At 54.2% G+C, this 21,638-nt stretch carries 15 protein-coding genes and 1 pseudogene; 7 read left to right on the top strand and 9 right to left on the bottom strand.

Translation table 11 applies throughout. The features are described from left to right. Window positions 1–42: 42 nt before the first annotated feature. The 3 genes from AWJ19_RS31340 to AWJ19_RS31330 are packed head-to-tail and all read right to left on the bottom strand — an operon-like array spanning window position 43 to window position 2,240. Window positions 43–801: a lantibiotic immunity ABC transporter MutG family permease subunit gene (locus AWJ19_RS31340; protein ID WP_068729447.1), complete on the bottom strand. Its 759-nt coding sequence runs from the start codon at window positions 799–801 to the stop codon at window positions 43–45. Window position 802: 1 nt separating this feature from the next. Further along, entirely contained in the window at window positions 803–1,531 is a 729-nt protein-coding gene (locus tag AWJ19_RS31335; RefSeq protein WP_068729445.1) for a lantibiotic immunity ABC transporter MutE/EpiE family permease subunit, read from the bottom strand. Next, window positions 1,515–2,240: a lantibiotic protection ABC transporter ATP-binding protein gene (locus AWJ19_RS31330; protein WP_068729443.1), complete on the bottom strand. Its 726-nt coding sequence runs from the start codon at window positions 2,238–2,240 to the stop codon at window positions 1,515–1,517. Before AWJ19_RS31330 ends, AWJ19_RS31335 begins: the two co-directional genes overlap by 17 nt. 342 nt (window positions 2,241–2,582) lie before the next feature. Between AWJ19_RS31330 and AWJ19_RS31325 the strand changes: the two are divergent. Continuing rightward, window positions 2,583–4,687: pseudogene (locus tag AWJ19_RS31325) on the top strand (TerD family protein). A 63-nt stretch (window positions 4,688–4,750) separates the two neighbouring features. Further along, on the top strand, window positions 4,751–5,176 hold the full coding sequence (locus AWJ19_RS31320; protein ID WP_068729441.1) for a hypothetical protein: 426 nt from the start codon (window positions 4,751–4,753) through the stop codon (window positions 5,174–5,176). On the opposite strand, the gene AWJ19_RS31315 is transcribed toward AWJ19_RS31320, so the two are convergent. Continuing rightward, on the bottom strand, window positions 5,162–6,805 hold the full coding sequence (locus tag AWJ19_RS31315; protein WP_068729597.1) for an extracellular solute-binding protein: 1,644 nt from the start codon (window positions 6,803–6,805) through the stop codon (window positions 5,162–5,164). The genes AWJ19_RS31320 and AWJ19_RS31315 overlap by 15 nt on opposite strands. A gap of 49 nt (window positions 6,806–6,854) precedes the next feature. Then, window positions 6,855–9,149, bottom strand: coding sequence for a helix-turn-helix domain-containing protein (locus tag AWJ19_RS31310; protein ID WP_068729439.1), 2,295 nt, complete (start codon window positions 9,147–9,149; stop codon window positions 6,855–6,857). 231 nt (window positions 9,150–9,380) lie between these two features. Between AWJ19_RS31310 and AWJ19_RS31305 the strand changes: the two genes are divergently transcribed. The 3 genes from AWJ19_RS31305 (at window position 9,381) to AWJ19_RS31295 (ending at window position 13,432) form a co-directional block, all read left to right on the top strand. Continuing rightward, a complete protein-coding gene (locus AWJ19_RS31305) occupies window positions 9,381–11,933 on the top strand; it encodes an S-layer homology domain-containing protein (protein ID WP_347231182.1) in 2,553 nt (850 codons plus the stop codon). Between the two features lie 151 nt (window positions 11,934–12,084). Beyond that, window positions 12,085–12,867 (top strand): GNAT family N-acetyltransferase, encoded by a 783-nt coding sequence (locus AWJ19_RS31300; RefSeq protein WP_068729435.1) that lies wholly within the window; start codon window positions 12,085–12,087, stop codon window positions 12,865–12,867. Window positions 12,868–12,979: 112 nt separating this feature from the next. Next, the gene (locus AWJ19_RS31295) at window positions 12,980–13,432 is read left to right on the top strand and encodes a helix-turn-helix transcriptional regulator (protein ID WP_068729433.1); all 453 of its coding nucleotides are present in this window, start codon (window positions 12,980–12,982) and stop codon (window positions 13,430–13,432) included. A gap of 88 nt (window positions 13,433–13,520) precedes the next feature. Here AWJ19_RS31295 and AWJ19_RS31290 read toward each other — a convergent pair whose 3' ends face one another. From AWJ19_RS31290 to AWJ19_RS31280, 3 genes are all read right to left on the bottom strand, one after another. After that, window positions 13,521–14,552 carry an ABC transporter substrate-binding protein gene (locus AWJ19_RS31290; protein WP_068729431.1) on the bottom strand — a complete coding sequence of 344 codons (1,032 nt, stop codon included), beginning with the start codon at window positions 14,550–14,552 and terminating at the stop codon, window positions 13,521–13,523. 175 nt (window positions 14,553–14,727) lie between these two features. Further along, window positions 14,728–15,567, bottom strand: a complete 840-nt coding sequence (locus AWJ19_RS31285; protein ID WP_068729429.1) for an AraC family transcriptional regulator — start codon at window positions 15,565–15,567, stop codon at window positions 14,728–14,730. Window positions 15,568–15,612: 45 nt separating this feature from the next. Further along, window positions 15,613–16,404 (bottom strand): AIM24 family protein, encoded by a 792-nt coding sequence (locus AWJ19_RS31280; RefSeq protein WP_068729427.1) that lies wholly within the window; start codon window positions 16,402–16,404, stop codon window positions 15,613–15,615. 187 nt (window positions 16,405–16,591) lie between these two features. Between AWJ19_RS31280 and AWJ19_RS31275 the strand changes: the two genes are divergently transcribed. Continuing rightward, on the top strand, window positions 16,592–18,346 hold the full coding sequence (locus AWJ19_RS31275) for an Imm51 family immunity protein (RefSeq protein ID WP_068729425.1): 1,755 nt from the start codon (window positions 16,592–16,594) through the stop codon (window positions 18,344–18,346). A 186-nt stretch (window positions 18,347–18,532) separates the two neighbouring features. Continuing rightward, complete coding sequence (locus AWJ19_RS31270) at window positions 18,533–20,044, top strand: malate:quinone oxidoreductase (RefSeq protein ID WP_068729423.1); 1,512 nt, start codon at window positions 18,533–18,535, stop codon at window positions 20,042–20,044. Between the two features lie 467 nt (window positions 20,045–20,511). Here the strand turns inward: AWJ19_RS31270 and AWJ19_RS31265 are convergent, their stop codons facing one another. After that, on the bottom strand, window positions 20,512–21,555 hold the full coding sequence (locus tag AWJ19_RS31265) for a PocR ligand-binding domain-containing protein (protein WP_068729421.1): 1,044 nt from the start codon (window positions 21,553–21,555) through the stop codon (window positions 20,512–20,514). Window positions 21,556–21,638 lie beyond the last annotated feature (83 nt).

Below are 21,638 nucleotides of genomic sequence, written 5' to 3'. Positions count from 1 at the left end.
CCCTCTATTAATAATAGTTGTGTATCAAAAAACGTTTCTAATTTAATTATCGGCAGACCGGCCTTCCCACCGCTGAAACCAGAGGAAGGACAAGGGGACAGCGAGTATTGTTGCAGCAGCACATACAAAGGCTCCGATATCGGCCTGTGATGCTGCGGAGGATAATGGAGTCCCCGAGCTGGCGACTGTCCATATGGAAATGAAGCGTGCTGCCCAGGCAAAAGGGACATACGGCCATAGGCCCTCGCCGAGTCCGGTAAGCAGCAGGGCCGCGATCAGACTGCCCGCAATGCCAATTCCAATCGACGCACCCCGTCCAAACCGCAGGCTGATGAATCCATGCAGCAGATAGAGAAAAGCTGTGCTTCCGGACAGAATCAATGCGCTGTAACAGTAAAAGTCCATTCCGAGGCTGTCCTGACCCAGTACATAGCGGAATCCGATGCCGAATGTGACGACAGCGAGCAGGATGGCGCAAAGGCCATATAACAGCAGAAGCAGGAGCTTGCTGGTGTAAACTCTGGTCCGTCCGGCAGGGAGCGCCAGCATCCCCTGAAAATGCCCGGCCAGCGCCTCCTGCTCTGCTGCCATCGAGCAGACCAGGGCAATCAGGGTGGGCAAAGCGCAGCCCAGCACCTGGAGATAAGCCTGTACCTTATCGGCAGCGCTCCATGGGGAGTACGAGTAGTACGCCAGGAATACCGCTGCAGCGATGAGCGGGGCCAGCAGGTGAACGAGCAAAAACGGCGTGTGGCGGGTTTTGAGCAGGTCTGCTTTGAAGAGTCCGTGTAAGGAGGCCATTCTACTCAGCCTCCTGCCTGCGGAATCTGCGGGCCGTGAAGAAGACCAGGATGGCAAACCAGGCCAGGGAAACCAGTGTATCCCTAAGAACCGTATCCATGCTTCTCAGCGGGCTGCCCTCCGGAACCGGCAGACCGTTCGGCAGAATATGCAGCACCGGGCACATCAGCCGGAACGTAATCGTGTAGGGCATGAAATCCCACAGCCCGCCGATGTCAAAGGTAACAACGCCTGCAATGTTAAGGGCCATATTAATCAGCACGGCGCCAAACAGCCCGAACCGTGCGGCCAGGAACAAGCAGAGCGGAATCTGCCACAGAAATGTGATGACAATCAGCAGACTGCCGGCTGCGCTGTTCATCAGCGGAATCCCGGGGCCAAACAGCCAGCCTCCGGATGAAATGCCGGCGAAGAACAGCAGGCTGGCGGCCAGCAGCCAACCGGTGACGGAGGCGATTTTGGCGGACCATAGTGCCTGCGGACGGAGGGGCAGCGCCAGAAGGGCGCGGTACTTCATCTTGGCATCTTTCTGCATGGCGAGCGAGCAGACCAGTGTCAGTGCGCCCGGCAGAAGCATCGTATACCACCAGTTATATGCACCGGTCTGAAAATACCGCCCGCCCATCAGCAGCATGCAGAGCAGCAGCGTAAACAGCGGTGCAATCCACAGCAGCCAAGGGATAAAGGTGCGCCGCCATTTCAGGCGTTCCGCGCTAATGAGTGTAAGCACTGGATTCACCCGCCTTTCGGCCGGCTGCGGCCACCTGCATGAACAGGGCCTCCAGCTCAGCCCCCTGCGGCGCAGTACCCTGATACCCCAGCTGCCCGCCGGCGATAATCCCGATCTGATCGGCTACTTGCTCCACTTCAGAGAGAATATGGCTCGATAATATGACCGTGATTCCCTGCCCCGGGAAAGAGCGGATCAGCTCCCGCAGCTCCTGAATTCCGATCGGGTCGAGCCCGTTTGACGGCTCATCGAGAATGAGCAGCTTCGGCTGGTTCAGCAGCGCAATCGCGATTCCCAGCCGCTGCTTCATGCCCATCGAGAACTGGCCGGCCCGCTTCTTCCCGGTATGGGCCAGATCAACGACCGCCAGCACCTCGGTTATCCGCGACTCCGGCAGTCCGAGCGCCAGCGTCCGCACCTGCAGATTCTCCCGGGCCGTCAGGTTCTCATACAGCGGAGGCGACTCAATCAGAACGCCGATTTCGCTCAAATCCTTCCGGTCCCATTCATGGCCCTGAAAGAGAATACTCCCCGAATCGGGGCGCAGCATACCCGCCATCATCTTGAGCGTTGTCGACTTCCCCGCGCCGTTCGGCCCAAGCAGCCCGTAGACGGAGTTCCGGGGCACAGAGAGCGAGACGTTGTTTACTGCGGGCTGTTTTTTGAAGCTTTTGCATAGGTTCGTGGTTTCTAAAATAATGTCCGGCATATTATATCATCCTTTCCACTTAGCAGTGTAAAGGGGAGTTATAAGGAATTTGTAAGGGAAAAGATTTCCCGTTTTTTCCGCCCTCGTAATACTTCCGCCCTGTTTACACTCCTCCCCGTATGCGATGATAAGGGCATCAAACGGCCGGGTTCACCGGAATCCGGGACGCTTGGACTTCAGGCTATTGCGGTCCTTCCTTCTAACTCACTGTAAATGAAACAGGGCCGCAGCTTTCCTGAAGGATCTTATCTTAGAGAGGAGGCGTCCAGGCTATCGTATTCCTTCCTTCTAAACCCAGAGGATGATCTAAATAGGGATACGGCTTTCCTGGACACTTTTACTATGAAAATAAATTCGATTTATCTGCAAAGAGAACGCAAGATCATTGTTGATTCATATAACGGGAACGGTCGGCTGCCGGAAGGGTATTTGGCGGCGGCAGTCCGCAATCTGGAAGCGCTGGGCTTTGCTCTGTCCCCTGCATTGTTCCGCGCGTGCGCGAGCTGCCGAAGGAAGAGTTTGAGGCGCTGTACCAGCAGCTGGTTGCAGATTTGAAGGTCATGGTTGGTGCGCATGTAAAGTACACGCCGATGTATCCCGGGTTTCCGGAGCAGGTGATGCTGGAGCAGGATGCCATCCTGTACCTGAATGCCATGTACCATTATTATACTTGGGATTTTCCGCTATACGACGGGGCTGCGAAGAGGCCGCCGCTGCAGGAACAGGGACAGCTGAAGGTGATTGAGCTTGGGGACAGAGCTGAGTTCTTACAGATGATCCGCCGGCTTATCCAGGCCAAGGGTTCTATATCTGCAGCCGATAAAGAGGATATTGATGCTGTGATAGCGGGGCTTGAACCGGAGGAGCTGGATGAAGTCCTTCCGGAGGAAATCCCGTTCAAGGAAAATACCTCATTTGTGGCGTCATCGCTGCTGAAGCATGACAAGGCTAATCTGGCGCGGCTGGGCCGGTATTTCAAAACAGCGACCGATGTGCTGCGCCTCGCGGTGGCGTGGTCGGACGGCGATGTCAGCCTGGCGGTGCCGGCGCGTTTCCGCAAGTTTAAACGCAGCGAACGCCGTCTGCTGCTCGGATTACTTGAACAGTGCCATCCGATTACTGAGGATATGCTGAGATATAAGGACCGCTGGATTCGCCTGGGCGAAATCCTGCACCCGTCTGAATACAAGCAGCGGTATGCGCGCTGTGAGGAAGCCTTTGATATTTTGCGGAATAACAAGCCGTTTGCAACTTTTAACAGCAGTGTGGAACTGTCGATTCAATACAAACAGGTCTGGGATGCGCTGGATCTGCTGATTAAGCGCCCTGGCGAGTTTGCGCGGAGACTGGATCATCTGCTGCGCTCTACAGAACATACAGAGTACGTTGTGCTAGCCTTTGGCGAGGTGGCGGGGCAGGTAGCGACTCCGGTGCTGCTGCAGGTGAAGAACCATTTTGCCCACCGGCTGGATTGGCCTGGTCTGCGGGTCTTTTTCCCGAAAGGAAATGTCGCCAAAGCTTTTGCAATCCCTGATACGCTGCCGGAGATTGATGCCGAAACTTGCCGGGATGTCGTAAATGTATGTGAGCAGGCGTTAATCGGGCGATTCGCAGCGCTGCCTCCTTTAGGGAATGCTTACGTGGATGAGCGGCTCAAAAGCTACAATGTTCCCTTTTCCCAGAGATCGGCCAGCAAAGCGCTGCATACGCTTGTCCGGGGAAGCCGGCTGCCGATGGGGGAGGGGGATACAATCCGCTTTTTCAGCTGGTGGAAAGAGGGGAAAGTTGGCGGTGTGCCTACAGGCCGGGTCGATATTGACCTGTCTGCGGTCATGTATGATCAAAACTGGAACTATGTGGAGCATATCTCTTATACGAATCTGCGCTCGTCCAACTATCTGGCGGCGCACAGCGGGGATATTGTCTCGGCGCCTCACGGGGCTTGCGAGTTCATTGATCTGCATATCCCCTCTATCGTCGAATATGGCGGAAGATACGTGGTGGCGTCGCTGAACTCTTTCACGGAGCAGCCGTATTGTAATCTGCCGGAATGCTTTACCGGCTGGATGATGCGGAAGAAGCCCGGCTCGGGCGAGATTTTTGAGCCTTCGACCGTAACGAATAAGATAGACTTTACAGCGGATACACAGATAGCGATCCCTGTTATATTGGATCTTGTTGAACGGACGGTCATCTGGACCGATCTGTCACTGACGAGAGCTCCCCAATACTACAATAATGTGGAGGGTAACCAGAAAGGAATGGTGCTGATCGGCAAAGCTATGACCTCGCTCCAAAAGCCGGATCTATATGATCTGTTCATGCTCCATGTCAAAGCCCGGGGACAGCTTGCCGAATCGGCGCGCCATGCTGATACAGTATTCTCGGTAGAGCAGGGGCTGACTCCGTTTCATATTGAGCAGATTATGGCTGAGTATATGGTATAGCACATACAAGAAACAGCGGCTGCCGTATAATGATCAGCATAACTGATTAATTGGAGCGTTCTGATGGATTTTAAAGAAATTTTGACCCTTGCTGCAGGGGTGGTCCTCTTTCTCATTGCCGGAGCTATCATTAATAAAGCGGGGGACAATGATCATTTGAGGCTATTAACATGGTGTTTGCGTATGACAACGACGCTGTTAATAATCAGTCTGCCTATAAGCTTATATGGGGACTACCATATTGATAAAGCTTTTGATTTTTATTTTTTTGGTGTTCATGACAGCAAGGAATTTTTCAAAAGTTATCTCTATGTGGCCCTTAATCTCTTCTTTCTTTTACTTCATATTCTCATGACAAGATTAGTGCGGTGGAGAGGTGTTACCAATATCTCAACGGAACAAAAGCTGAATATGCATATTACAACTACGCTGGCCGTATTACCATTGTTGCATATATGGGGTTTTGGCTATCTGTTAGGTTTCTGGTAGTCCGTTCGCCTCCCGCAGCACCTTAGCCCCGCCCGCTGCCATAAATTCCTTAACGAAGCTGCCGAATTCCTCAAGCGGACGTTCGCCGGTAATGAAGGCGATGTAAGCCTCGTTCCGCAGCTGAATCAGCTCCGGCCCGTTCTTGACCAGGGAGGGCGTTGCGACCTCCAGGGCATTGTAAATCCCGTCCCGGTCGAGATCCAGCGTCGCCGCCCACTGCTCCCTGCGTTCGCCAGGCATCACGGGCACTGTCATGCCAAGACCGGCACCGATGGTGTTCTGGTAGCTAAAGGTCTGGTCATACGGCGGCAGCACCACCACCTCTTTGTTCAGGCTGTCCGCCCACTCCCAGTGCTCCCCCTGAATGCCGAATTTCATTGCTGTGTCCTCCTGCGGGTCGGGATTGGCGCTGACATAGTCGAGAATCTGCAGGATGGTCTCCAGCTTGCCTGGCTCCTTCACGGCATCTGCACCGATGGCGGTGAAGCTCATCAGCATATCGTAGGCTTTAGATCCGCGTTTGCCGTCAGGCCCGCTTACCGGCCGGCCGAATACAATCCGCGCCTGCGGATTTTTTGCCGTTAGCTCCTTCACATTAAAAGTGGCGGCAACAGGTGTCTCCACGGTTTTTCCCAGCTCATCCGTTGTCCATGTGGAATAATCCCCGTCCTGAATCCAGTGATAATAGTTGCCCATGGAGGTCATGCCGATCCGGCCGTTAATAAAAGCATGGGAGAGATGCTTGTAGCCGCCTTTATTCTCCCCGGTGATGAATTCCGGATCGATAACCCCGTCCTGATACCACTTGCGCAGATAGCGCAGCGCTTCCTTCACTTCCGGCTGCAGGGCACCGATAACCAGCTGCTGATCCTGTCTGCTGAAATAGAGCTGATCAGCAAAAACAATCTGCCCGAACGCCCCAAAGATAACATTCATCCCTTCCAGTGACAGGCCGTACGTATCCTTGACGCCATTGCCGTCCGGGTCCTCATTCGCGAATGCATAAATCACCTTCTCAAAGTCAGCCAGTGTATCCGGAACAGCCAGGCCAAGCTTATCCAGCCAGTCCTGGCGGTAGACAACAGGAATACGATAGATGTTAGTCGGGTTAACGACAGGAATGCCGTAGTAAGCTCCGTTAATGATACCGGAATTCTGATAAGCAGGCGCATTTTCCCGGATCGCCTTCATGATATTAGGCGCATAGGTGTCCAGCAGGTCCTGCGGAATTTCCGCCAGCACGCCCTGCTGCTGGTATTTCAGCAGATCCTGGGTCTGCCTGATCCGGAACAGGTCGGGAATGGCACCTTGTACCAGCTTTAGCTCAAGCAGGGATTCATATTTGTTGTTCTCCAGATTCCAGACATCAAGATCGGCGCCGAATTTCTGCTCCACTTCGCGGACCACCGCCGCATCATCGGGAACCGGGAGGTTCTGGTGCATTGTCCAAGAGATCGTGTAATCCGGAGCCGGGGATTCTGCGGTGCCGCCCGGAGCCGGTGGCTGTTGTGCCGAAGCAGCGGACGGGTCTGCAGCCGTTACAGCTGCCGGATCACAGCCGCTGAGCAGGCCCAGAGCCGTGAGGATAACGGGTATTGTCAGAAGCACGGCACTCCAACGGTTGTTCATTCTCATCCGGGTTTTCCTCCTGTCAGCTATGCCGGCGGCCGCTTGCGGACTAACCCTCATTAAGGGTACGCAAATAGTTACCGGGTGTGCAGCCGTACATTTCTTTGAACCGTTTGATAAAATAAGCCGCCGTCCCGTAGCCCACGCTGCCCGCGATCTGCTCAACGGTCATGCTGCTTTTCTCAAGCAGTGCTTTGGCGTGCTCCATCCGCCGGGCGGTGACATAGTCGGTATAGGTGACTCCAAGCTCCTCTTTGAAAAGTCTGCTTAAATATTTGGGACTGATATATACCTTGGACGACACGGCATCCAGTGACAGATCCCCCGCCAGATGCTCCTCAATATACTGCTTTGCCGCTTCAATGGCAGATAAAGCCCTGTCGCTGTTACGCTTGTCTGTTTCATTAATAAAGCCGGTCAGCGAGCCGGTGAGCCAGCTCTGAAAGCTGAGGATGTCGGGCATTCCGATATACTGCTGATACAGATCGCCGGGCTTATAGCGGACGCTCTTCAGATAATCCGAGTAGACAAACACGGTATTCCCCAGAATAAAGTGGCAATAATCCGCCGGGTATAAACCTTCCCGCATGGCGGTGACAAGCTGCCCGACGATGGCCGTAAGCTCATCCGGCTGGCGGGATTGCAGCTTATCTTTGAATTTGACAAGGAGCTGCTGCGGAATTTCCTCCAGGCTGCTTTCCCGCTCCAGCAGGCTGCGGTCCTTTAGGACAGACTGCTCCGGCAGAAAATAAGCATACTTCATCAGAAGCTGTGCTTCAGAGCAGCTGTTGTGGAGTTCGGCAGGCTCCTGCACCCAGCAGCCCCAGGCCAGCTGGATTTCTGCCTGAAACTGCTGTCTGCCTTCCCTGGTAATGAGCTGCGAGAGCTGGTCAAGCAGACTGTCCGAGGCACTGCCCGCGCACACGATGACGGCAATCCGCTTATCCGGCAGCTCCTCGGCAATGATCCGGCACTCCGTCAGGCGGACGGCCTCAAGCGCTCCGATAATGGTACTCATCATATTCTGGATATGCGCTGAGCTCATGTGGCTCCAGGCTCTTTCTGTATTCACAATTAGGCAGCAATAGTGATTGTAATCCTGCGAAATTCCAAGACATTGAAGTGCCTCGGCTGTCTCCTCCCGGCTGGAGCCCTTGCGCAAGAGGCACACCACAGCATTATGCTTGATTACCGGCGCGCTGGCCTGCAGGCTCTCTTCCAGACTGCTGACCTGCTCGCTGAGCCGGGTGAAGGCGGTGTCGATCAGGCTGTACTCATTCGCCGCCGGCTCCGGCGCATGGCCCGAGAGATCCTTAATTTTGCCAACGATTCGTTTAATCGGGGTATAGTTCACTTTAGCCAGAACTCCCGACATAAAGAGTCCAAGCAAGATGGCAAGCAGGCATAATCCCGCAATCAGCTGCTGCATCCCGTTGGAGGGCGCATAAAAGAAACTGGCGGGTACAGCGCTGACTATTTTCCACCCGGCAGCCGGCAGGGTCTGATAGGAGAGGACATAGGGAGTACCGCCAAGCTTGCTGTCGAAGCTGCCAGCCTCCGCCGCAGACTCAAGCGGCACACTGATGCTGGAGCTATAGCTGCTGACCTGATCCGTAGAGGTATCCGGGACAACCAGCTGGCCGGAAGGATCTACAATAAAAGTCCCTTCATATTGCATGGGCATCATATTCTGAATAATAGCGCTGACTGCGCTCTGTTTAACATCAATTGCCACAATCAGATCGCTCTCAGCCCCGGAGGACTGAAAAGGATAGCTATGGGCATAGGTAATGAGCGTATTGTGCTTGCCGCCAGGCACGCTGGAGTATATATCTTCAGGCACTTCGCGGGCAGAAGTCCAGAGACTGTTCCCGGAGTTATTACGCATTCCGCCGATCCAGTCTGTAAAAGCTGAGGCGCTGTCCCCCTGGTCAGCCTGGTATCTCAGCCCATACAGCGATGACAGCATGACCTGCTGCTGCGGGGCATACAGATGTACCGCCTGGATGATGTCGGAGTTGCCGGCAACCTCGGCTTTCAGCAGATTTTGCAGCCCGCTCACTTTGCTTAGATTATGCTGAAAGGAAGTATCGCTGAACAAACGCAGAGCCGAGGTTCTGTCCAGAGATAGCTCCAGATAGATCTGCTGAACCCGTTGAAGCACCGAGGTTTCAATGGTCCGTGCGGTATTCTCCAGCACCAGCCGGTTGCTATTGCGCAGCTCTTCTTTATAATGTCCCGAGAAATAGACCGAGAAGACGGAGCAGAGCAAGAGAACGATAACCAGAACAACGGACAGATATGAAAGAGCGAGGCCGGTAAATGCTGAGTTCCATTTTTTCATGGCGTATTCTCCTCCCAGGCGGATTATACACTACCCTATGACAAGCCTATTCCCGATTTGTGTTAACAGAATATTAAATCAGGTGATTTGCCCGTAATGCTCCCAAAGTGATACAAAAGAGAAATCGTCTTATTGCCGGTTCACGCGGCCTGATGCTACATTGAGACCGATTCGAATCGACTACAATTGACGATAGGAGCCAATCACTTGAAAACAAAGACTGCCAAAAAGCTGTTATCTGTTGCTGCCGGTCTCGCCATCCTTAATAACTCTGTTGCGCTGCAGCCTGCAGCGGCTGCTCCCGCGGATTCATCAATCCCGGTACCTGCCGCTCCCGAGTGGGGGCATTTCGTAGACAGCTACAAGAACAACACCTCCGTTAATCAGGCCGTTTATGCCAACCCTGCCATTGGTATCCTTTCGGGATTTCTGGAGCTGTGGACGCCGGGTACCTCGTGGAATAACGGGACCAAGCTGAACAGCAGTGTGCTTGATGCCAACATTAAATATGTAGCCAAAATTGCAGCCACGCGAACCAAGGCAGAGGAGGACATGGCCTATTTCGATGACCGGCGGAATCAGACTTACGGTGCTGCTGACGGCCTGGGTTCCCTCTCGGAGGTATACCGCGCGAAATCAGGGACGTACACGACGATTACCGAAATTCCGGCCGATGCTACTTCAGTGAAATATACGGACGGCAACGGCTCGAACAAAGCGGGAGACTCCGGCTCCGAGCTGGGCAAAATGGTTGACCTGATCGGTACCATCCGCGGCAATTATGCTTCAACCAATCCGTCAAAATCGTTCTACAGCTATATGCGTCCATTCCGCTGGCTGGACACCTCCGTCATTGTGCCGACGCTTGTGCCTGCGATGAGCAGTACGCCTGCTACGGACGGCGGATTCCCGAGCGGTCATACCAATGCTTCTTATTTGGCTGCACTGTCTCTGGCCTATGCGGTGCCTGAAAGGTTCCAGGAGCTGCTGACACGCGCTTCGGAAATGGGGAATAGCCGGATTGTTGCCGGCATGCACTCCCCGTTCGATGTAATGGGAGGCCGGGTATTGGCAACGGCACTGGCAGCGGCAACCCTGGCTGATCCGGATAATGCGGAGCTGAAGAAGGCTGCTTATGATCAGGCTCATGAGAAGCTGCTGACCGAAACGGGAACGGCAGAGGACCGGTTCAGTGATTATGCCAAAAATAAAGCGCAGTTCACCCAAAGATTGACCTACAACTTCCCGCAGATTAATTCTACTGTTAAGCCTGCCGTGGTTCCCAAAGGGGCGGAAGTATTGCTGGAGACCCGCCTGCCTTATCTGAGCGCAGAGCAGCGCCGTGCAGTACTGGCTACAACTGCAATCCAGTCCGGCTATCCGCTGCTGGATGATCCTGAGGGCTGGGGCCGGCTGAACCTGTTCGCTGCCGCTGACGGCTACGGCGCATTCAACAGCGATGTAACGGTATCCCTGGATGCGGCAAAGAGCGGCTTCTATGCAGCCGACCGCTGGCGCAATGATATTTCCGGCACGGGCGGACTGACCAAGGAAGGTACCGGAACGCTTAAGCTGACCGGCAGCAATTCCTATTCGGGCGGTACCGAGGTGAAGGCGGGTACGCTTGAAGGCGATTCAGCCACGGCCTTTGGCAGCGGCGATGTTGTGAACGTACATGGCTCTGTAGTGGAGAATGTCTACGGCAAAATAACCATCGGCGGAGCCTTCACACAAGCGGCTGAAGGCACGCTGGAGCTGAACCTTACCGGAGCGGGCGATGTGCTCGATGTCAAAGGCAAAGTAGCAGCAAGCGGCAAGCTGCAGATCGATTTCGAGAACAGCTACGTGCCTGCCGGCGGTCTGATTCCGCTGATCACGCATGGCGATAACCAGCGGTCCGGCCAGTTTACTTCTGTTCAGATTAACGGTCTGCCAGGCACGCGCAGCGCCCAGGTTATTTACCAGTCCAGCCAGGTTGCGCTGCTGGTCACCGATACGACCAGCGGCAGCAATTCCGGGGGTTCCCTGCCGGGCGGCTCGAACAATAATACAGGCGGAACAACAGGAGGCACTTCAGGCGGAACAACGGCACCTGTAGCTCCAAGTGAACAGCCGGGCACCACCAATCCGGTAACAGCCCTGAATCCGTTCCAGTCTGCCGTAATCAGCCAGGAGACGGTGCTGAAGACGGTGAGCGATGCCATCGCCAGAACACAGAACACGCATACGTCGTTCAGTGATACTGCTGGCCATTGGGGCAGCAATGCTATTGCAGCGGCTGTGAAGCTGCAGATTATCAGCGGGTATGAGAACGGCTCCTTCCGGCCGGATGCTGCTGTCAGCAGAGCGGAGTTCTCCGCTATGATCGCCCGGGCTTTCGGGCTGGCCGGGAATCAGGCCGCAGCCGGATTCAGCGACACCGGCACAAGCTGGGCTGCCGGAGCTATCGGTGCCCTGGCCGATAAAGGAATCGTAACCGGCTACGCAGACGGCAGCTTCAAGCCCAACGCAACCATCACCCGTGCCGAGATGGTGACAATCCTCTCGCGTGTACTAAACTTTGGAGTGCTTGAAAGCGGCGGTGCGGCTGATTTTACCGATGTAAGCAGCAATTATTGGGCTGCCGCAGCCATCAAGCAGGCAGCTTCGGCCAAACTGGTGCAAGGGGTGTCGGCTTCCTCGTTCGCACCGGGCCACAATGCGACACGTGCCGAAGCTGTAACGCTCATTATCCGTGCCCTGGAGACCGACAGCTCGGTAAAGGCGTTAATCGCGGGACTGTAACAGGGAAACGGGAATCGTATAATGGTTGTTAAATAGTGCGATTTGCAGGAGAGCGGTACTTCCTCTTTTTTGAGGCGGGACTGCTCTCCTGTTGTTGTGTAATTCATGGCGTGTTGGCATTATAATGAGGCAGAGAGGAGAGGATCGTACGGTGAAGCCTTTGGATTATGTGAGGAATATTGAGACAATTGAGCTTGAGCTAACCCGGCTGAATGCAGCGCGTTCACTGGTGGATGTACCGCGCCAGCTGGAGGTGCTGCCTGCAGGCGGGATTATTCTTCTGCGTGACCGCACAGATGCAGGTTCAAGCTACTATAACCGGATCAAGGGATTCGGCCCGGAGGATCTTGCTGCGCTTGATACGCTGTTAAGCCATTATCCTGAGGCAGCCCCCTGCTTTGATATGACTCCCCGTCATATGACGGAAGAGGTAGGGCGGGCGCTCTGTGAGAAGGGGTTTATTCCTGCCGAACAGCTTGCCTTCTTATATATAAATCTGCAGGGGATGGCCGAACAGGCTCCGGGCTTTCAGATTGAGATGGTGACAGAAGAAACAGCCGAACTATTTATTGAATGGATCAGAAAATCTGCCGGCGGGCTAAGGGTTACCAGGGAGATGATTGAGCGGTCGCGGGAGTATTTTTACAGGAAAGATTTCCTGAATTATATGTTAAGCATAGACGGGAAGCCTGCTTCAATGGGCTCGCTGTTTCTGAGCGGAGAAGAGGGCTATCTGGCCAACGACTATACGTTTCCGGAATACCGGGGCAGAGGGTGCCAGTCCGCACTGATTAAGCATCGGCTCGCGGCAGCTGCTGAACGCGGCGCTACAACGGTATATACCGATGTGGAGTTCGGCTCAGCCAGCCATGCCAATATGGAGCGGGCCGGGTTCAGGATTGCTTTTCTCAACACATACTGGATTGCCAAATAAGGCCTGAGAGCGGGCTGCAACCTGCGGTTGCCTCTTGATGCGCCTAGAACTAGCTTTACTTTATCCCGGTATCCCCCCAATAATCTGACTGTAAGGAGAGGGCGTGCAACCGATGATTTTCAGTGAACAATTGAAACGCGAACGTGAAAAGCTGGGCTGGTCCCAGGCTGAGCTCGCTGAAAAGCTGCATGTAAGCCGCCAGTCCGTATCCAAGTGGGAAACAGGCAAAAACTATCCGAGTATCGAGGTCATTATAGATCTGAGCGATCTGTTCGGTATTACGATAGATGAGCTATTGAGGGGAGATGACGGGTTGAAGGAGAAGGTTATCCAGGACAGCAGGCAGCTGGCGCACCCGAAGTGGAAGGCGCTGTTTGACAGTGTATTTTTATTGGGTGTATTTCTGTTGGTTATCAAAATCATTATTATCGGCCTGAACCATTTCATGAATGCTGACATTCAGATTCTCGAAGGGCTGCCGAAGGCGGTTACCAATTTTCTGCCGCTGGTTCTGATGGTGGGCGGCGGAGTGGGCAGCGATCAGCTGAAGGACAAGTATATTTGAACCTGTATGTGCCTAAAAAGAGGGCAGTCCCATTAAGCCGTTATCCGGCCCCGGGACTGCCTTTTTGGTTCGTTTGTTGTGACTCCGCTTATTTCTCCAGCGCTTCCAGTACAGCCTCAACGCCATAGGTGTTGGCCAGCGGCCCGTAACCCATTGCCAGTACGCCGTTGACCGAATAAGTCTGGCCGCTTTCCACCGCCTTCAGCTTCTTCCAGACCTCGGTCTGCTCCCATTCATCGGTCAGGGAAGCTGTTTCCGGACTGTCGTAGTTGAAGTAGCCCAGGACCAGATGATCCGGATTGAGCGCAGCCAAAGTCTCCAGTGACATCTCGGCGCCTTCCGCCATTGCAGGATCATCCGGCGCGGTCAGGCCGACTCCCTGATCGTAGTATTGGGTCAGGTACTTGGTACCGCCAAGATAGACGGTATTATTGCGCACCTGCAGGAAGGCCACGTTGCCTTCAACATCCGCGAGCTTCGCCTTGGCATCGGCCAGCTTGGCCTGATAGCCGCTGATGAATTGCTCCGCTACCGCCTCCTGGCCCAGAATCTTGCCGAATTCGGTAACGAGGGCAGGCCAGTTGCTCCATACATCAGTAGCTGTCTCATCAATAACAACAGTCGTCGCAATCTTCTCCAGCTGCTCTGTGACCTCTGCATTCACCGCATTCCCGGCGATGATGAGATCCGGTCCGTAGGCCAGCAGCGCCTCCATATTGACGGTTGTATTCTCACCGACAATGGCCAGCTCACCGATCCGGTCTACGTACGGCTTGTACGTATCCGTACCAAGCGATGAGGTATCCTTGGTGAAAGGCAGGGCAAGCCCGGCAGACGGCAGATCGAACAACAGCAGAGAATCGACATAACCCCAGTGAACGACGGCGACCCGCTCCGGTTTTTGGGCGATTACGATGCTGCCGTTGGCGGCTTCGATCGTCCGCGGAAAGGCCGGCGCCCCGGCAGCTGCCGCTTCTTGCGGCGGGGCTGAGGGTGACGGGCTGGCTGCGGCCCCGTTACTGCCGGAGTTTACATTGTTTGAGCAGGCGCTCAGCAGCAGAAGCAGACTGAACATCCCTGCAAGAAAGGCAGACCACGAGGTGGCTCGTTGAGATTTCATAAATTAAATGCGCTCCTCTATTGAAAATGATTATCAATTGCATTTCCAATAGTAACATCATCCGGCGCAGATGAGAATGAAGAGATTCCCGATGAAATGATGGACAATTTCGCCTGAGCCGGCGGTGGCTGCAGCAACAGACGATATTGTGCATGATAGAGGACATCTGTTAACACTAAGTGCCGTCAGCCTTTTTGCTGTCAAAATCCACCTGGCTGGGGGCGATGCCTTTATATTTCTTAAACAGCCGGCTGAAATAATACGGATCGGCATATCCGATGCTCTTGGCGACTGCAGCTACAGAGAACTGCTTGGTCAGCAGCCATTCATGTGCCTTGTTCATCCGGTAATGAATCAGATAATCAATCGGGCCTGCACCGGTATATTTGGTAAATAGATAAGAGAAATATTTAGGCTTCAGCTGATAACGGCCAGCCAGCTTGGAAAGCGTTAGCGGCTCGGTGTAATGGGACTGAATATAACGGATAGCATCCTCAATCATGAGGTAGCTGTCCTTGTTCTGGTTATGGCGCTCCGCTTGCAGCGCCCGGGTAATCAGCTGATAGAACAGCGAGCGCTGATTCAGCCGGCCCAGCACATCCGGGGCCGAGGCGGTGTTCAGCAGCTGCTCCATCAGCGGCAGCAGCTCCGGATTTAGCACTGTCTCAAGGCAGGAGATGTCTTGCTTGCGCCTCTGCCCGTCAAGTTCAGCCGGGCCATCCGGCAGGAAATGCGCCAGAAAGTACTGAAAGCCGTCCGTCCCTGTCGTGATTTCGAGATGACGCTCCGCTCCTCCGATCAGCATATGGCCGGGCTTCAGCCGGTACTGCTCTCCTCCGTCAAAGTTGAACAGGGCCTCCCCCTTGAGCGCGATAATAACCGCACATTTCGTAGTCGGCTTGTTAACATGCCCGCCATAGATGCGGCCGCCCTCCAGCCAGGTCCGGTAGATACCGAACAGCTGGATAGGGGTAACAGCGAAATATTGCGCAAGCTCTTCATAGGTCCGCGGCATTCAAGGAACCTCCTATACTAAAAACTGGATGATTCGCTGTGTACGTTAAGCATTAGGTGTAAATATACTGTTTTTGTATGACATCAGCGGCGCCAGCCAGACCATGCCAGTTCCGCGGTAGACGTTGACCAGGCCTTCCCCGGAGGCGGCGGAGCCGAGCTTGGTTTTGCCGGATTTTTCTACAGTGAAATCAAGGGTATTGGACCACATCAGCGCAAAATTGCCGTCCACCTTCAGCACATCATTGTTAAGCTCGACCACAACCGCTTCTTCGGAAGGGATCGGCGCTTCCAGCGCGAGAATTCCTTTGCCGCGGGCGCTTAAGTTGAACAGGCCTTCTCCGCCGAGTGCCGCAGAGGACAGGTTTTTACGGGGAGAGACAGCAACCTCGAGCGAGCTCTCACAGGCGAGGAACATGCCGTCATCAATGACAATGTGGTCGTTGTCAACATCAATCAGCCACAGATATTTATAAGTAGTCTCCAGCAGAATCGTTCCGGTTCCCTTGTACAGCGGCTTGATTGCCGTAGTTCCGGTTACTGCACTGGACATAATATTGCGCATCAGCCCGCCGACACCCTTAACACCTGAGGTCATTTCAATATTTCCGACCATATACTGCATAGCACCTGCGCTAAGCATAACCTCGTTATTGTTCAGCTCAATCATCAGCTGCTTGTTGCGCATGTTGCTTCTGCTCATAAAATAGTTGAGTTGCGCCTCCATCATGCTGGTACTGCTTAAATCCTCTTTATATTCAATCACTGTAAAACCGCCAAGCTGCTCCTTGATAATAACGTTGCTGTTGTCTTTGAGATTATTAATGGTAAAAGCCATAATGAATCCTTCCTCCTGTCGTGTTCATTGTGTAGTTGCTGGTTCTTGAAAAAACCGCGTTCAGGCATAACTATTCGACAAAACGGCTTCATTACCTTTAGCGCGGACGCAAGGCCATTTTCATTCTTTATTACCGGTCTGATAGAATAAGAGTATCACATTTTCACTGGGAGGCAGGCTGAAGACTATGGATAAGGATCTAAGCACACAACTGGCACAGTGGCATGAAGAAGACGAGCATCAAAAAATAGTAGATACAATAATAGAAATCCCTCCGGCGGAGCGCGGTTACGCAATCATCAGCAGCCTCGGGCGGGCATATAACAATTTAGGCCGGTATGAGGAGGGGCTGGAGCAGTTTCAGCAGGTTGCGGCAGAAGGGGAAAAGGACCCGCTGTGGCATTTCCGCACCGGATATTCCTATTACTATCTGGACCGGCATGAAGAGGCTGTTCAGGCGTTCAGTACAGCGCTTGCGCTTGATCCGGGGGATGAGCAGTCCGCAATGCTGCTGGACTGGAGCCGGAGGAAGCTGGAGCAGGAGCGGCTGATCGCGGCTAACCGGGAGCGCAGCAGGGCCGGGGAGCGCAAGGGTGAGCTTTTTGAAGGGATGGACTTAGCGTCCTTCTGGGATGACAGCGATTATGCGCTGGATGCTTATGTTCTGGCGCCGCCGGATGATGAGCTGATCGCGTCAGTGGAGGAGGAGCTTGGCTATAAGCTGCCGGCTTCTTATATCGAGCTGATGAAGCAGCATAACGGCGGAGTTCCGCACAACACCTGCTTTCCTACCCTTGTACCTACCTCCTGGGCAGACGATCATGTCGCTATCACCGGGATTATGGGGATCGGCCGGGATAAATCCTATTCGCTGTGCGGCGATCTCGGCAGCCCGTTCATGATTGAAGAATGGGGTTATCCTGATATCGGAGTGGTTATCTGCGACTGTCCGTCAGCCGGGCATGATGTCATTATGCTGGATTACCGCCACTGCGGAAAAGACGGGGAGCCTGAGGTCATTCATGTGGATCAGGAGGCGGATTACGAGATTACGTATCTGGCCCCGGACTTTGAGACGTTCATCCGCGGGCTGGTGCATGAGGAGTTATATGATACATCTGCAGAGGACAGGGAAGAGGATCTGCGTAAGGTAAAAGAGGGCGAATTCTCGCCTTTGCTTGCCGAGCTGTGCAGCAACCAGCCTGATCCGGAGCGGCTGGAGACACAGATCAGGGCAGTATGTACCCGTGTAGTCCGCGAGAAGGGCTATTTCTCCTTCCATGCCGATGAGCTGTCGCTGCTGATGTACGATGTGCAGTTCTGGCTGTATACAGCAAGCTATCCGCAGCCAAGCCGGGACGAATATCTGGAAGCCTACCCGAAGATGATTGCCTTCGGCGGCGCGTTCGGGCAGGGCGGCTATGCGCCCGGTTTCATCAGCGACTGGCTTGACCGGCGGATCAGGGAGGGCCAGATTGTGAAGTCCCACGGGAAGCTGGCATTCACTGCTGAGGCGCTGAGCCAGGTGAAAGAACGGCTGGGAGCAGCGGCATTGGCGGCGGAGCAGCCGGAGGAGGATGAAGCGGGGACAGTGGATCCGGCGATGGCAGCGGAAGTGGCCCCCTTTAAGCTGATCGAACAGGCTAACGGCGGAATGTCGGTCATTCTCGTTGTCGGCAGCTACATGCAGGAGGTGTTTGCTGCGAGGGCCGGCGAGGGCTTTGAGGGCAACGGATACGACTGGGCTTCACTCGCCGCAGTATTCCTTGAAGAGCAGATGCCGCAGCTGCAGGAGCAGATTCATTTTGACCCGGAAGCGGATATGTTCTGTGCCTATTCTTCAGACGGGGCGGCGCTGAAAGCCTTCATCACCGGATTTAAGCGGGCCTGCGAGCATGAGGAGCTGATCCGGGACCTGTTTTCCCGGGCGGAGCTGGATTAGAGAGTGTCCATATTCCCTGCGGCCCGCGCGAAGTTTTGATTTTTTATTTGCTTCAAATTGTATATAATTATCTGATAACAGCCGATGAACATTTTAATAGATTTCCTGAGTGGAGCCATGCGTCCTGCAGCCTTCAAAGCGGCCTGGCTCTTTTGGCAAATTCACAGAGATAAGGAAGGTTTTTTAATGAGCAGCGAACACAAAAAAACAGACGTTATCTTGATTGGTGCAGGAGTCATGAGTGCGACTTTGGGAGCCCTGCTGAAAGAGCTGGCACCGGACTGGAACATTAAAGTGTTTGAGAAGCTTGCAGGCGCGGGAGAGGAGAGTTCCAACGAATGGAATAATGCGGGTACCGGTCACGCGGCACTCTGTGAGCTCAACTATACCTCCGAAAAGCCCGACGGGTCGGTTGACATCAGCAAAGCGGTCAAAATCAATGAACAGTTCCAGCTGTCCAGGCAATTCTGGTCTTATCTGGTCAAGCATAAGCTGATCCGCCGTCCGCAGGATTTCATTATGCCGATCCCCCATATGAGCTGGGTCGAGGGCGAGAAGAATGTGGCTTTTCTGAATAAGCGATTTAAAGCGCTCTCACAAAATCCGCTGTTCCAGGGCATGGAGTACTCCGAGGATCCCCGGAAGCTGAAGGAGTGGGTTCCGCTGATGATGGAGGGCCGCAGCTCCCAGGAGCCGGTTGCTGCCACACGGATTACTTCGGGGACGGATGTTAACTTCGGTGCGCTGACCCGGCTGCTGTTCGACTATCTCCAGAGCCGGAAGGTCGAGGTTCACTACAGGCACGCCATTAAAGATATCAAGCGTACCGGGGACGGTTTATGGAAGGTTAAGGTGCACAATCTGAGCAGCGGGCAGACGGAGTTCCATTCCGCCAAGTTTGTTTTTATCGGCGCGGGCGGCGGGAGCCTGTCTCTGCTGCAGAAGACCGGGATACCGGAATCCAGGCATATCGGAGGCTTCCCGGTGAGCGGGCTGTTCCTGGCCTGCGACAATCCGGAGGTTGTCGAGCGGCATCATGCCAAGGTGTACGGCAAAGCCAAGCTGGGCGCCCCGCCGATGTCGGTGCCGCATCTGGATACCCGCTACATTAACAACAAGAAGGCCCTGCTGTTCGGGCCGTTCGCGGGCTTCTCGCCGAAGTTCCTCAAGACCGGCTCGAATCTGGACCTGATCGGCTCGGTGAAGCCGAACAATCTGTTTACGATGCTGGCAGCCGGTGCCAAGGAAATGGCGCTGACCCGGTATCTGATCCAGCAGCTGATGCTCTCCAGCGAGCAGCGCATGAACGAGCTGCGCGAGTTTATTCCGAACGCCAAAAGCGGAGACTGGAAGGTGGTCGTAGCCGGCCAGCGCGTGCAGGTCATCAAAGATACACCTGACGGCAGGGGGACACTGCAATTCGGCACCGAGGTGGTCAGTGCCGCCGACGGCTCGGTAGCTGCGCTGCTTGGCGCCTCGCCGGGCGCATCCACGGCGGTTCATGTCATGCTGGAGGTCCTTAACAAGTGCTTCCCGCAGCATATCAAGTCCTGGGAGCCAAAGATCAAGGAGATGATTCCTTCCTACGGCATCCCGCTGGCGTCCCGCCCGGAATTGCTGGAAGAAATTATGGCCTCGGTGAACCAGACCCTGGGTCTGGGTGAAGAGGAGCCGCAGAAGCAGGCTAATTTCAGATAAAAGGTATAAAGGCAGGCCCCTGTTCAGAGGGGCCTGCCTTTGCTGCATTGCTGGAGCTGTGCTATGAAAAGGGAAAAAGCCTGAATTGCTGGTGTGCGAGCTTTGGAGACCGCCTGAAAGCTTTTCGTAGAAAAGCTAGCATCGGAAGCATAGGCAGTCTGCAGATTCCAACCGCAAACAGCGGAAAGCGGACGGTTAGTTGGATTTTCGCCACCTAATTTCAGCGTTTCTCGGCATTTCCGGCGATTAGTTGGAAAAACGTCATCTAAATTGGGCCCTTTCCTGCTCCATGGGTAATTTTGGCGGAATTAAGTGGCATTTTTCCACTTAGTTTCTCAACAGTGGGGTTTACCGAAGAAATAGGTGGCGGATTTCCACTTAGTTCTGGCGCGTGACGTACAAGACATAACTTACACTCTGCGGGTTCCGGGAGCCGAGCCACCTCTCCGGGAAGCCAGGATAGTCTGTTACTCCTCATCCCGGTACCTGCTGCGGTATACAGCAGGCGTTAGATGCTCAAACTTCTTAAAGGTCTTGATGAAATAGCCCGCATCGCAGAAGCCAAGTGCATCACTGATCCGGTTAACGGGCTGCTCCGTAGTCTTGAGCAGCTGTTTGGCCCATTCGATCTTCAGCCGCGGTGCGAAAGCGGAATAGTTCTCTCCGGTTTCCCTGGTGAAGATCCGGCTGAAATAGCTTGGGCTAATGTGGCATTGTCTGGCCAGGTCAGCCAGGGTCAGATTTTTGTTCTTGTGCTGGTAGAGATAATCAAAGGCCGGCTGCAGCAGCGGATTGGCGGCGCGGTACTGACTTACGCTCAGCTCTTTAATCGAATGCTCGACCAGTGTGTTGGACAGCTCGTTCTGAATCGCCTGCAGGCTGCCGACAGCGGGTACGGGCGCGGCGGCGTAATCATCGGTCTGGCTTAGAGGCGCCTCGGCGAGCAGTGTTTTTTTGTACATCTGAATGGTGGCATTCTTGGTGATTGCTTCTTCGACGATATAATTACAGAGGTGAAACAGCATGCTGGCAGTGGTCGATACTTCGTCATAGGTCAATGTGGGCAGCGAGGCATATTCAGCCTCAAGTGCCTGGAATTTAAGCTCCGTATCGGCGCTGGGCGGCCGGGAAACCAGCTGCTCGAGCTGCTGCTGGTCCGGGTCACGAAGCCGGATCTGTCCGGCCATGACCGCTCCTATGTATTGATTGTCTATTATGATCGGCACGGCAATATCAATAATATTGAAGTGGCATTTGTAGATATAGGGGGCATTGAGCCGGACGGCTTCCAGGCCGCCTCTGGCATCGCATTTCTGGCAGAAAGGCGAGAGGACATCATCCTTTCTCACGCCCTGGCAGAAGGGCTGGCAGTAGCTGTGTTTGCTGACGGGAACCCCTTTGTAGTTGACGGTGATAATCGCCATCTTGGTGACCAGCGCGAGAGAGTCCTGAAGCACATGCCATTTCTCGAGGTCTATAATGTTTTCCAGCTTGAACAGCGGATTGCTCATGAGTGTAAGATCCTCCTATCCAGTAACGAGTGCAAGATAATACTATTATCTAAGTATACAACAAGAAAACACAATGTGAAAAC

The organism is Paenibacillus sp. DMB5, from assembly GCF_001517085.1.
Classification (GTDB): Bacteria; Bacillota; Bacilli; order Paenibacillales; family Paenibacillaceae; genus Paenibacillus_AQ.
This window is presented reverse-complemented; position numbering and strand designations above follow the sequence as displayed.

Bases quoted from the DNA above. Each gene is read 5' to 3' on its own strand.
- AWJ19_RS31340 (WP_068729447.1), bottom strand. From the start codon at position 801: ATGGCCTCCTTACACGGACTCTTCAAAGCAGACCTGCTCAAAACCCGC.
- AWJ19_RS31330 (WP_068729443.1), bottom strand. From the start codon at position 2,240: ATGCCGGACATTATTTTAGAAACCACGAACCTATGCAAAAGCTTCAAA.
- AWJ19_RS31320 (WP_068729441.1), top strand. From the start codon at position 4,751: ATGGATTTTAAAGAAATTTTGACCCTTGCTGCAGGGGTGGTCCTCTTT.
- AWJ19_RS31315 (WP_068729597.1), bottom strand. From the start codon at position 6,805: ATGAACAACCGTTGGAGTGCCGTGCTTCTGACAATACCCGTTATCCTC.
- AWJ19_RS31310 (WP_068729439.1), bottom strand. From the start codon at position 9,149: ATGAAAAAATGGAACTCAGCATTTACCGGCCTCGCTCTTTCATATCTG.
- AWJ19_RS31295 (WP_068729433.1), top strand. From the start codon at position 12,980: ATGATTTTCAGTGAACAATTGAAACGCGAACGTGAAAAGCTGGGCTGG.
- AWJ19_RS31290 (WP_068729431.1), bottom strand. From the start codon at position 14,552: ATGAAATCTCAACGAGCCACCTCGTGGTCTGCCTTTCTTGCAGGGATG.
- AWJ19_RS31285 (WP_068729429.1), bottom strand. From the start codon at position 15,567: ATGCCGCGGACCTATGAAGAGCTTGCGCAATATTTCGCTGTTACCCCT.
- AWJ19_RS31280 (WP_068729427.1), bottom strand. From the start codon at position 16,404: ATGGCTTTTACCATTAATAATCTCAAAGACAACAGCAACGTTATTATC.
- AWJ19_RS31275 (WP_068729425.1), top strand. From the start codon at position 16,592: ATGGATAAGGATCTAAGCACACAACTGGCACAGTGGCATGAAGAAGAC.
- AWJ19_RS31270 (WP_068729423.1), top strand. From the start codon at position 18,533: ATGAGCAGCGAACACAAAAAAACAGACGTTATCTTGATTGGTGCAGGA.
- AWJ19_RS31265 (WP_068729421.1), bottom strand. From the start codon at position 21,555: ATGAGCAATCCGCTGTTCAAGCTGGAAAACATTATAGACCTCGAGAAA.